We start from the raw sequence: 12,150 nt of genomic DNA on the forward strand, positions 1-12,150 counted from the left end.
AGCGGGGGAGGACAAGCATGACGGGTAAACCGGAAGAAATTGAACGGTTGGCGAATCGCAAGTTTGATGTGCGGCTTAAGAAGGGAGCCATCACGAGTTTTCAATTCACCAGAGATTCTTATGACACGCAATATCTATCACGAGGGAAGAGATTCGGCGACGTTCAAGTGGTCTATCGCGAGGAATCCGCCGAAGAGTGGAAGAGGACCGACACGGCGGCACTGGCTCTGGAAGGAGCGGTCAAGGTCGTCAGACAGAGCGATGCGAAGGTAAGCGCGTTTTTCGAAGCGGCCGAAGCCGGTAAACCGGACATCGGAGTCGAGCTTTCCTATGAACTCGATCATGACTGTCTTCGTTACACCGTTCTCCTTCGCAACGAGGGTGAACGGACGATCGAAATCGGCGATTTGTCCATTCCGTTCCCGATGAATTCGGACTACGAATGGGGGACGAAGCCGCATGAGAGCGTCCTCAGGCACGGCTATGTGTCCGGTCACAATTCCTTCTTGTTCTGGATGCGCTGCAATAGCGTTGGTCCTTATCTCTTGATGACGATGGGCGAACAAACGAAGCTGGAGTACTTCGATTTGCAACCGGAAAACGAAGAGAAACCGGGCGGAAAGAGATTCTTCAGGGCTTATGTCCATTCTGCTGCGGAAGGTCAAGTCGCGAGCAGCAAAGGCACCCGGTGGCGGCAGCCGCACACGAGCGCAAAGCTTGCGCCGCGAGGCCAGTCCGGCGATTCCGCCGTTTACTCGTTTAAGTTCCAATGGGCTGACAGTTATGAGGACGTTCGGAGCAGGCTGGTGAACGAAGGACATATCGACGTTCAAGTCATTCCCGGGATGACGGTGCCGAATGATCTGTACGCGATGTTCTATCTTCGTTCGAATGAGCCGATCGAATCGATAATTCCGGAATTTCCGGAGTATACGGAACTGACGTATGTCAAACAAGAGGCGAACATGCAAGTGTACCGGGTGAAGTTCGGCAAGCTGGGAGAGAACCTCTTAACGATCAAGTACGGGGACGGCAAGGAGACACGATTGGAGTTTTTCTCCACGGAACCGGTCGAGACGCTGATCCGCAAGAGGGGAGCGTTTATCGCGAAGCATCAGCACCGCGACCCCGACAAATGGTACAACGGGTTGTTGGCGGAATGGAATATGGAGTCCGAGGTGATGCTGAGCCCCGACCATTACGATCGGATCAAAGGCTGGCGGATCTACGCCGTTACCTGCGACGATCCGGGGTTGAGCAAACCGGCCTTCCTGGCTGCCAAGAACGCCGAATTTCCTGTCGAGGCTGAAGTCGGGGCGCTGGACGATTATATCGAAAACTTCGTCTGGGGCGGGCTTCAACAGACCGTTAGCGAGGAATATCCGTACGGCATCTACGGCATACCGGATTGGAAAGTACTGCGCGATAGCGAGGATGCCGGGCCTAAAGGGAGAACGCACATTTGGCGGATATACGATTATCCGCACATCGCTCTGATGTACTGGAGCATGTACCGGATTGCGAAGAACTATCCGGACATCCCGACGAAGCTGGCGAAGGAGACCTATCTCGAACGCGCCTACCGAACGGCCGTCGCGATGTTCACCATCCCTCTCGAGACAGGGGATTGGTCGGCCTACAAGACAGGGCTGTACAACGAACTGATCTACGAGGACTTGATCGAGGAGTTGAAAACCGTCGATTGTCCGGAGCGGGCTCATCGTCTCGAAAATCACTGGAAAAAGAAAGTGAAGCATTTCGTCAAGGAAAACGCGGATTTGTTCGGATCGGAGTATCCATTCGATTCGACCGGATTCGAGAGCACGCATGCGCTGGCCAAATACGCGATGAAGCATGCGGCCGATTCGATTGCCGAAGCGCCGGACAAGCGGGCAGAGGAAGTCATTTCCCGTACGGACGCGGCCAATTTTATGGAAGCGCAGATCGAAGCCAACGTATTCTGCCGGGGTTGGATTTCACCTGCGTATTACTTGTACGGGAGCGATTACAGGGGAGAATCCAACGCGGCTTACACGTTAAGCTACATGTCCCAAATGGGGGGCTGGGCGCTCCTCGACTATGCTCTGAATTACAGTCCGGAGCCCCACGACTATTTGCGTCTGGGCTATGCTTCGACTTTAAGCTCCTGGGCGCTTATGAATTCCGGAACTCCGCAAAGCGGCTATGGCTTCTGGTATCCGGGGGAAGCCAACGACGGAGGAGCCGGCGGCGGGTTCGAGCCGTCTCCCTACGGCCAGACTTGGCTGGATCAAGACCACCATCGCGGGTCCTGGTATTATTCCTGCGAGATCGATTTGGGGTATTGCGGAGCGCTAAGAGGGGCTTCGACGATTCTTGCAGACGATCCGCTCTTCGGTCTTTTCTGTTACGGGGGCGACTATGTCCGTTCGTCGGGCGGGTTCTCCATTACGATGAAAGACGGTGTGCGAAGAAGGCTTCATGTCCTGCTCGAGACGCTTAAGCTTGCCTTACGGATCGACACGGATCATATATCAGCGAAAACCCCGGTTTACGTTAAGGAGGACGGTTCGGAGATCGAGTTCCGGTTGGACAGCATTTCCGGGACGGAGCATTCCGTTACACTAACCGTATCGGGTTTGCCAGAGGGCGTTTACGGCATCTTCGCTGAAGGAGCTAAAGTCGGTACCTTGAAAGGTGGTGTTGAATCGGAAGCGTCCCTATCCATGCGATCGCAAGGGATGACGGTCCGAATCGGAAAGGAATAAGGCCGCGGAATCGTCGGAATATCGTAACGGCATCGTGAACCAATCGGAATCCACAACCGTAACACCACACTCATATGGGGGGATTTTCTATGAAAAAGTTGTTAAGGTTGACGTTGGCTTTTACGCTCGCAACGGTTGCGGCAGGCTGCAGCAGCGGAGGAAACAATAAGGAAGCGGGAGAAGGAACTGCAACCGGTTCTGGAGAGTTCGAGACGATCGGAGTCAACGAATATGGATGGGACGTTCCGAAGGAAACGCTGAAATTCAGCTTCTATGCCGGTTACGACGATCAGGCTGAAGTCGATAAAATTGCCGCTCCGATGGCTCAATTCTATAAGGAAAAATTTAATGTAGAACTTAAAAAAATCGTATACAGCGTCGATATGAACGAGAAATTGAACTTGATGCTTGCCAGCGGCGATTATCCGGAGGTCATCACCAATATGTCGGACGACATGGCGGAGAAGTTTATCGCCCAGGGTCGTGCGATCGACCTTACGGAGCTGATCGATCAATATGCTCCGAATGTCACGGAGAAGCTCGGCAAGTACTTGAACATGATGCGTAACGACGATGGTAAAATCTATAAGCTTCCCGCCCTGTGGGGCGAGAATCCCAACGTAGCAGGCTGGGACTTTGCGATTCGCTACGATTGGTGGAAGGAGCTGGGCGCGCCTGTCTATCAGACACCGGAGGAGTTTTACAATACGGTGAAACAAATCGCAGCCAACCATCCGACCAACGCGGCAGGCAACAAAGTGTACGCGATCTCGGACAATACGCAAGGGGCGAACCTGTATAACGCGATGTTGGCTGCTTACGGCTTCAAGAACGGATTCAAGGTAGACGAAAGCACGGGCGAGTTCAAGCACTGGATCAATACGGACGAAGGGCTGGAAATCGCGAAATATATCAACCGCTTCTATCGCGAAGGACTGCTTGATCCGGATTTCTTGACCAACAAATTCGAGGACTGGCAGACGAAGGTCATGAACGAACGCGTGATTGGCAACATCGGTACCTGGTGGCATGTATGGGTAGCGGGACAAGAAGCCTGGGCCGAGCAGGAGCAGGATAAGTACAATCTCGAGAAACGGTTCATGAACGTCAGCGTCAAAGCGCCAGGCGTCGAGCAATCGACGGAGGTCGCATCCAACTTTATCGGAAGCTACCGCATCATCATTACGGATAAGGCCAAAAATCCGGAGCAAATCATGAGATGGCTCAATTGGGAGCTGAGCACGCTCGGAACGATGATTACCGGTCACGGGATTCCGGATCCGGAGAACATTTGGGACATCAAAGACGGCAAATGGATTTTCAAGGATAGCGCGATGCAATACGCCAAGAAGAACGAGAATTTCCATGCCGTTCGCGAGAAATTCGGTTCTCAAGCTTACATGATGATCGCTCCCGGAGGTTGGATCAAGGACGAGCGCCTGGACCCTAGAGTTACTCGGGTCAGCGTATACGATATGTGGCCGATCACCGAGGACGGCAAGTTCCTCGATGAAGGAGTCAATCTGAGTTGGCAAAATGTGAAGGGCGAAAGCTGGGATTCGACGTTGTACTCCGTCAGCTACAGAGGGGACGATCCGATCTCGATCACCAACACGACGATCAAAGACACTTTGCTCTCCGAGTGGGCCAAGATCATCACGAGTAAGACCGAAGAGTCTGCGGTCAGCACCTTCAACTCCGCGAAAGACAAGCTGAATAAGCTCGGACTGCAAGATCTCGAGAAGTATAATTCGGATGCTTACAAAGCGAACAAGGAAAAACTCGGCGAGTAAGGTCTCAAAGAGGGAAGAGTGAGCCTATGGAACAACAGGTTGAAAATCGCATCAAGCTGCAAAAAGAGCGAGGCTCAAGGCTGTCCCGAATCGGTAAACGGCTGAAGCGGGAAAAAGAGCTCTGGGCGATCAACATTTTTGCACTAGGCTGGGTGTTCGTATTCGCCTATATGCCCATGTACGGAATCATTTACAGCTTCTTTGATTATTTTCCCGGCAAAAGCTTAAGCGAGTCCAAATTCGTCGGTTTGAAATACTACCAAGAGTTTTTCTCGCTGCCTGACGTATGGTTGATTATCCGCAATACGCTGGTGATCAGCACACTCGGCTTGACGATTGGATTTGTCGCACCGATTATTCTTGCGCTGCTCATTAACGAGATCAGAAGCCGCAGCTTCAAAAAAATCATCCAAACGATTACCTATTTGCCGCATTTCGTTTCGTGGATCGTTGTGGCCAGCCTCATCTTTACGATGTTCGGAAGCGAAGGAGTCGTAAACGATGTGCTGATCCGGTTGGGCATCCTGGACGAACCCTTCCAGCTTCTTGGGCGGGGAGAGTACTTCTGGGCTTTGCTAACCTCTGCGAACTTATGGAAAGGAATCGGCTGGTCGTCCATTATTTATATCGCCGCAATTGCGGGGGTCGACCAGGAACTGTATCAGGCTGGAGCCGTCGATGGGCTCGGAAGATTCGGAATGGCGTGGCACATTACGCTCCCAGGCATTCGTCCTACCGTACTTCTTCTGTTTATCCTCGGGATTGGTACGTTGCTGAATGCGGGCTTTGAGCAGCAGCTATTGCTCGGAACTCCGACTACGCGGGAATATCACGAGGTTATCGACACTTACGTCTACCGGTATGGGATTCAACTTGGCCGCTATTCGTTCGCTACGGCTGTCGGTCTTATGAGCTCGATCCTTGGATTGGCGCTCGTACTGATTACGAATAAAATTTCCAAGAAGATGACCGGCATGTCTATTGTCTAGCGGAAGGAGAGGCTTAATGAAGGCAGCTTATGTGAAGAACTCGGTCGGCGGGAGAATCTTTGATCTGTTTAACGTCGTCACGCTGGTTCTGTTGGCATTCGTCATGCTGTATCCGTTCTGGAATCAGTTGATCATCTCCTTCAACGTTGGGATTGATACGTCCAGGGGCGGGCTCTACTTCTGGCCGAGGGAATTCACGCTGGACAACTACGTCTATATGTTCAACAAAGGCGGTCTAGGCAAAGGAGCTCTGATCTCCGTATTACGGGTGGTCGTAGGGACGGTTACGACCTTGTTCTGTTCGGGTTTATTAGCCTATATTACGACTGTAAGGTGGTATTCCGGCCGAAGATTTACCCGCTTCGTGTTTCTGATTACGATGTATTTCAGCGGGGGGCTCGTTCCGACGTACCTGCTCATGAACCAACTGAACCTTGTAGAGACGTTTACAATCTACTGGCTGCCTGGCTTGTTCAGCGCGTATTATATGCTTCTCATTTCTTCTTACATGTACAATCTGCCGGATGCCTTGTCCGAGTCCGCCAGAATGGACGGCTGCGGCGAGCTGCGGATTTACGTTCAGATTATCGCGCCGTTATGTCTACCTGTATTCGCCGCGGTAGCCGTATTCAGCGCGGTCGGACATTGGAACTCCTGGTTCGACGTCATGTTGTACAACTCCTCAGGCAACTGGGATACGCTGCAGGTCTATTTGCGTAAAATTCTGCTCGACATCGAGCAGATCAGCAAGCTGATGAACGATCAGCAGCAGATGGAGGAGATGAGGAAGCTGACTCCAGTCTCCATCCGGGCTTCGACAACGATACTCGTCACGCTGCCCATCGTCGCTGCCTACCCGTTTATGCAGAAATATTTCATTGGAGGCATTACGATCGGGGCCGTTAAGGAATGATTTGTTTGGATCACATGTCTTGAAGATGCTTTTGCAAAAAAATCCCGCTACCGGTGGTTCTCTCGGTAACGGGATTTTTTTGTTCCTATCGATTGTCGTATTGAATTTGGAAGTCTTGCCGGCTTGGGCCGTCCGAAGGCAGCTCGACGATATGAGACAGCAGCCGTTCGTCTGCCGGATCGCCGGCTTGCATTCTCCCTCTTCGTTGACATCCTTGCTGGCTTCCGCGATCACACGGTCAATCGGGACTGGACATGCATAAATTATAAACTGCGAGTTATCTTGTTCGAGTTATGGGGGGGAGAGCAATGTCTATTGAAAATCGAATCATAAACGGAGGGTTCGAGACGGGCGCCTTGGGGCCATGGGTCGGACAGAACGCAACGGTTATTTCGACGAGAAGCCATTATAATTTTTATTGCGCGCAGTTAGCCGGGGGGACGGTATCATCGTTCATCTATCAGTTCGTTCCGGTTGTCCCGGGGGAGAGCTTCGAATTTCATGCGGCTTTCGGCAAAACGCCGGGCCCTCTTGGAACGATCGCGAACATCGTGATCAACTATTACGATGCGTCTTTATCCTTTCTTGGGACCGGACTGATCAGTTACGTTCCCTTTAGCATATCGGCCTTAACGGGGGGCGATTGGGTTGAAGTCTATCAGACGACAACTGCAGCCCCGGAAGGGACAACACAAGCTCATATCGTAATTCAGACTTACCCGATCGCGGGGACTGCGAATCTGCTAGTGGACGATGTCGCATTGCTTGCGACGAGCGGTTCGGGTCCGACAGGCCCAACAGGGCCAACAGGCGTGACGGGTCCAACAGGCCCGACAGGCATGATGGGTCCAACAGGGCCAACAGGAGTAACGGGTTCAATAGGCCCGACAGGGCCAACAGGCGTGACGGGTCCAACAGGCCCGACAGGCATGATGGGTCCAGCTGGGCCAACAGGCGTGACAGGTCCAACAGGCCCGACAGGCCCTGGAGTTTTTCAGTGGGGCGAGACCACCGTCATCTGGGCAGACTCCAGTGCCCCGGGACCGGGAGACGGCACGCCGGAGAGCCCTTTCTCATCGCTTCAGGCAGCCGTTACTGCAGCAACCAGCAGCACATTTGCTGTCACTTACGGCATGAGAGCTCGTTTAGTTATTTTGATCGCGGCAAACTCGGTTTTCAATGAAGATATTATCATCCCTCCGGCAAGGCACGTCCAGTTGCTAGGCTTGGGTCCGTGGGTGCTCGGCAATGCGGATCTTGCCGACTTTCAGTCCTCTGTCGCCAGGAGTATCACCATTCAAACCAGCCAGGCCGCAGAAAATGTTTATTTGGTCCAAGGCCCGGCATTCGATGCGCGACCCGTGACCGTCATCGGTACTTTTGACAACGGAACTTCCGTAGGAACGCACACGAACTATACGGACGGCGCGATTATTAGCGGAAACGTGACCTTTCAGAATGTATCTCTTGGGGATCCGTTCACGACAATTGAATTTCAGTTGCTCAACGGAAATATTCAAGGAGGCATCATTCAAAGCGGACATATGGGTATTCTTAATGCGTACTTCTACAATAGTCGTGTAAATACGATGGTTCATAACGGTCTGAGAATTCAGCGCATGATGGATTGTCGGACCGGTGGGACCATTAACGTAGCCGGTTACAACGAAATCTCGAATACATTAATTGGGGGGAACGTTACTATTGGAGGGGTGCTGGCGGATACTCCCCCAATCGGGATATTCAGCAGCCAATTCAACATGATAACCTGGACGGGCAATATAACATTGGATACGTCATCCAATTATTATTTCGTCAATAGCGGTTCGAATTTGACAGGGACAAAAACGGTTTTGTTCAGTACAGATTGAGAATCAGAATGCCGTCGCTCCGCAGAGCCGATGGGCCCTGCAAGGCGGCTATTCGAATACGCGCAAAGCAATGTTCTGATCCTCGGATGAGCTGAACGGAGATTGCAGCAGAGCGTTCATCAATTCGAAAGCGACATCGGCCTTCGACTGGCCGAGAACGACTTTCCTCGTTTGTGCGGGCAGATATTCCGGGCACTCCGAGGTACAGACGACGATCAGGCTCTCGGGGCTGCGGTATTTCATCACCTGCAAAGCCAGAAATTCATTGAAGACAACGAGAAGCTTGTCGTTGTGCCGTTCGATAAAGCGCCGAAGCTGTTCCTCGTCGTTCGTGGCCGCGCAGATGCAGGATTCGTCCAATCCGGAAGCGGATTGGATTTTTTCGTGATATCGCTTGTTGGCCATCTGTTCGTGAATAAGGGCATAAGAACGGCCGGCCGACAATGAGGCGTTCAGATCGCCGAACAAACGTTGGAAATCGGGGTTGACCTGGCGAAATAAGGAATCGTTGATCAAGCTGTCCACGATAACCAGGGGCGAGCCGTATTGAAGGTTTTTCGATATCGCACGGAAGGATTGCTCCATGGCGTCGATCAGAAAGACGCCGTCCAGCTTCCTTTCCGCGATAATCTCGAAATTCGGCTTCTTCGGATCGATCTGGGAGACAAGCAGGTGATAGCCTTTGTCGCGGCATCGCCGTTCCAATCGGTCGAAGAACGCTCCGTAGCTGACCGGTTTGGGAATGCGGGAGCTGTCGGTGCTCACGAAAAGCACGCCCAAGACGTTCGTTTTTCCGAGCGAAAGCGCCTTGGCGGTCAAATTTTGTACGTAGTGCAGCTTGCTCGCGGCCGCGAACACCCGCTGCCGGGTTTCCTCGGGAATCGTCTGCGTGCTCACATTGTTGAGCACGTAGCTGACCGTGGCGACGGAGACTCCGGCTTCTTTGGCCACGTCTCTTAAAGTCGTTTTCTTCATCGTATCGGAACCGCCTCACTGGGATCAAAAGCTTAGCTTATCATAAATCTCGGCTCGGAAAAATGTCAAACCTGCCGGTTGACAGGTTCGACTTCACCCCCTATACTGAAATCACTTAACCGGTTAAGTTAAAGGGGCTTATAAGCAACAATCTTACAGAAGGGGCTTTCCAAAATGGCGAATTCGGTACCATCGAAATTGATTGTATTATCCGGGGTGCGCGCATCGCGTCTGGGAAATGAAAGAGAAGTCTATATTTATTTGCCCTCGGGCTACGACGACGAGCCGACGAAGCGGTATCCGGTGCTGTACATGCACGTAGGCCAGCATGTATTCGAGCCCCGAAAGCCATCGGGGGAATCCTGGGCGATGCATCGCGTCGCCGACCGGTTAATAGCCGAGGGCCTTATCCGGCCGATGATCATCGTCGCCGTCGAACACAAGTACGAAGAAGGGACCAGCGAATATTTTCACGATCTGAGCGCATATCCGATCCGCTGCGTAGGCGAGCAGTACGAGCACTTTCTGATCGAGGAGCTGAAGCCGCTCGTGGATCGCCGCTTCAGAACGCTGCCGGGAGCGGGGAATACCGCCTTGATGGGGTCCTCGGCAGCCGGGATCGCGACGTATAACATCGGGCTTCGCCATCCCGAAGTGTTCGGCATGCTGGGCATCCTGTCGCCGTTCTTCCGAAAAGTAGATCCGTATACGCTGGAGGAAACGCCGCAATACCGGTTGTACCCTTACAATGAAGGGCAGAAGATATGGCTGGACATCGGCGGAGCGGAGGGTTTCTTCATGCCTTCCCATGTGAAGAGCGTAGCGGAACGTATGCTGAAAGCGGGATGGAAGCAGGGCGAGGAACTCTATTATTTTCAGGACACGGAAGCCGCGCATTCCGAATGGGACTGGGGCCGCAGAGCGCATATGCCGCTGCTTCATTTTTTCGGAGATAAGGGAACGGTGTCGGGGGTGGCGCTTGAAGGCTCCGACGTCGTCGGCGTGCAGGGCCCGGCAACCTTCGTCAATGCGGTCGTCGCGCTGGACAACGGTCTTCGCTTCAGCGATTTGAACGGCAGCTATCGGACGGAGAACCCGGACATCCTCGAGGTCGCTCCCGACGGACGGCTGCTTCCGAAGAAGCCCGGAACCACGAGAGTCCTCTATCGCCGCGAAGGCTATGAGACGGCTCGGGCGTATACCGTGGTCGATCGGTTGTCCGAGACGGTTGAGATCGAGCTCGAAATACGAGTTCCCGAGTCGACGCCGGAAGAGGCGGAGATCTATGCCACGTTTGAGGTTCCGAAGCTGGATAGAGGGTTGTACGGCGGAAAGATCCGGTTGCCTCGGGGATTAACGTTCGATTTTCTGATTACCCGAGGCTACGAGAAGGAAGAAGTCGACAAGGATTTCGGACGGATGCCCTACAGAAGGCTTGTCGCGGACGGAGACAAGGAAGTCGGCTACACGGTGCACAATTGGATCGACTTGAGGCCCGATTCCTAGAGAAAGGATGGAGAAAGCATGACGAAGCAATCGCGGATCGAAACCATTAACCAATTTCGATCGGAGTGTTTGGGGAACGAAAGGGATATTTTCGTCTATTTGCCGCCGGGCTACGACCAGGAATCGGACAGAACGTATCCGGTCCTGTACGTCCATGACGGTCAGAACGTATTTCATGCCGCATTTAACGGACAGTCCTGGAACTTGCATCACGTATGCGACCGCTTGATCGCGGAGGGGCGAATCGATAAACTGATCGTCGTGGCCGTAGCGAACATGGGGTCGGAGCGAAACAGCGAGTTCGCTCACCAAGGCTTATTCACGGAAGCGCTGGACTATCCTTGCCGGGGGGAGTCTTACGAGCATTTTTTGACGGAGGAATTAAAGCCCTATATCGATCGGACTTACCGAACGAAGCGGGAAAGCTGCCACACTGCGTTAATGGGCTCGTCCCGAGGCGGCCTGGTTACTTACCATATCGGCTTCCGCCGTTCCGATGTGTTCGGAAACCTGGCTATGCTATCTCCCTATTTTGCCCAATTCGATGAAGGAGGGATGACGCACCTGCCTATCGTTCAGCATTTCACCAGGAAGCGTCCGCTGCGGTTGTGGATAGACGCCGGCGGAATGGAAGGCATGACTGTTCGAGTCGACCACGTTCGGAACATGGCGGAGAGGCTCCTGGAAATCGGTTACCGTTCCGGAGAAGACCTGATGTTCTGCTACGAGCCGCGGGCCGAGCACAATGAAGAAGCATGGGAGAAAAGGGTGCACGCTCCGCTGCTTTACTTTTTCGGGGACAAAGGCTCGCCCGTCGCAGCGGAATTGATTGGAGGAGACGTAGCGGGAATAAACGGGGCGAGCAGCTACGTGTATCCGATCGTCTCATTTGAAAGCGGTTTAAAAATGGTTGATTTGGAAGCGAGGTACAACGTTACCCCGAACGATGCGGCGCAGATCGCCTCGCAAGGGTTAATCCGGGCGGCAAGGACGGGAGAATGCGCAATCGAATACATCGGCTTTGGCTTCTCGGTTTCGAAACCGTTAAAGATCATTCCGGAACTATCCGCGGAAGTCGAGGTGGACCTCGAGGTGGTCGTTCCGGCGGAATCGGCGTCGGATGCCAGGGTGTATGCGGGAGTGGAGCTGGAGAAGGTCGGACCGCGGACCTATCGCAGGCGGTTCGTACTGCCAAGAGGTACGGGTTTTTCCTTTCACGTCTGCGAATATTCCGGTCTGCGGGAGGCCGGCAGGGATGGAATGTCCGCGCCGAAGCGTCAGTTCGTCGCAGACGGGAATTTAACGCTTCGTTACGAGGCGCTAAGCTGGACTCAAGGTCAAACCATATAGAACGGG

8 protein-coding genes are annotated in these 12,150 nt (G+C 53.2%); 7 read left to right on the forward strand and 1 reads right to left on the reverse strand.

Annotation, left to right across the window (positions count from 1 at the left end):
• Positions 1-17 precede the first annotated feature (17 nt).
• The 5 genes from ACESLM_RS01435 (at position 18) to ACESLM_RS01455 (ending at position 8,313) form a co-directional block, all read left to right on the forward strand.
• Positions 18-2,747, forward strand: coding sequence for a DUF5695 domain-containing protein (locus ACESLM_RS01435; protein ID WP_372629293.1), 2,730 nt, complete (start codon positions 18-20; stop codon positions 2,745-2,747).
• Between the two features lie 89 nt (positions 2,748-2,836).
• Positions 2,837-4,540, forward strand: coding sequence for an extracellular solute-binding protein (locus ACESLM_RS01440; protein WP_372629295.1), 1,704 nt, complete (start codon positions 2,837-2,839; stop codon positions 4,538-4,540).
• 26 nt (positions 4,541-4,566) lie between these two features.
• On the forward strand, positions 4,567-5,529 hold the full coding sequence (locus ACESLM_RS01445) for an ABC transporter permease (RefSeq protein WP_372629297.1): 963 nt from the start codon (positions 4,567-4,569) through the stop codon (positions 5,527-5,529).
• A gap of 16 nt (positions 5,530-5,545) precedes the next feature.
• Positions 5,546-6,442 (forward strand): carbohydrate ABC transporter permease, encoded by an 897-nt coding sequence (locus ACESLM_RS01450; protein WP_372629299.1) that lies wholly within the window; start codon positions 5,546-5,548, stop codon positions 6,440-6,442.
• Between the two features lie 308 nt (positions 6,443-6,750).
• A complete protein-coding gene (locus tag ACESLM_RS01455; protein WP_372629300.1) occupies positions 6,751-8,313 on the forward strand; it encodes an NTTRR-F1 domain in 1,563 nt (520 codons plus the stop codon).
• Positions 8,314-8,361: 48 nt separating this feature from the next.
• Here ACESLM_RS01455 and ACESLM_RS01460 read toward each other — a convergent pair whose 3' ends face one another.
• Entirely contained in the window at positions 8,362-9,288 is a 927-nt protein-coding gene (locus tag ACESLM_RS01460; RefSeq protein ID WP_372629302.1) for a LacI family DNA-binding transcriptional regulator, read from the reverse strand.
• Positions 9,289-9,462: 174 nt separating this feature from the next.
• Between ACESLM_RS01460 and ACESLM_RS01465 the strand changes: the two genes are divergently transcribed.
• Both ACESLM_RS01465 and ACESLM_RS01470 read left to right on the forward strand, forming a co-directional pair.
• Positions 9,463-10,794, forward strand: a complete 1,332-nt coding sequence (locus tag ACESLM_RS01465; RefSeq protein WP_372629304.1) for an alpha/beta hydrolase — start codon at positions 9,463-9,465, stop codon at positions 10,792-10,794.
• 18 nt (positions 10,795-10,812) lie between these two features.
• Positions 10,813-12,144, forward strand: a complete 1,332-nt coding sequence (locus tag ACESLM_RS01470) for an alpha/beta hydrolase (RefSeq protein WP_372629306.1) — start codon at positions 10,813-10,815, stop codon at positions 12,142-12,144.
• Positions 12,145-12,150: the final 6 nt, after the last annotated feature.

This window comes from Cohnella sp., assembly GCF_041641335.1.
Lineage (GTDB): Bacteria > Bacillota > Bacilli > Paenibacillales > Paenibacillaceae > Cohnella.

Excerpts from the sequence above, each read along its gene's own strand:
- ACESLM_RS01435 (WP_372629293.1), top strand. The coding sequence starts at position 18 with ATGACGGGTAAACCGGAAGAAATTGAACGGTTGGCGAATCGCAAGTTT.
- ACESLM_RS01440 (WP_372629295.1), top strand. The coding sequence starts at position 2,837 with ATGAAAAAGTTGTTAAGGTTGACGTTGGCTTTTACGCTCGCAACGGTT.
- ACESLM_RS01445 (WP_372629297.1), top strand. The coding sequence starts at position 4,567 with ATGGAACAACAGGTTGAAAATCGCATCAAGCTGCAAAAAGAGCGAGGC.
- ACESLM_RS01450 (WP_372629299.1), top strand. The coding sequence starts at position 5,546 with ATGAAGGCAGCTTATGTGAAGAACTCGGTCGGCGGGAGAATCTTTGAT.
- ACESLM_RS01455 (WP_372629300.1), top strand. The coding sequence starts at position 6,751 with ATGTCTATTGAAAATCGAATCATAAACGGAGGGTTCGAGACGGGCGCC.
- ACESLM_RS01460 (WP_372629302.1), bottom strand. The coding sequence starts at position 9,288 with ATGAAGAAAACGACTTTAAGAGACGTGGCCAAAGAAGCCGGAGTCTCC.
- ACESLM_RS01465 (WP_372629304.1), top strand. The coding sequence starts at position 9,463 with ATGGCGAATTCGGTACCATCGAAATTGATTGTATTATCCGGGGTGCGC.
- ACESLM_RS01470 (WP_372629306.1), top strand. The coding sequence starts at position 10,813 with ATGACGAAGCAATCGCGGATCGAAACCATTAACCAATTTCGATCGGAG.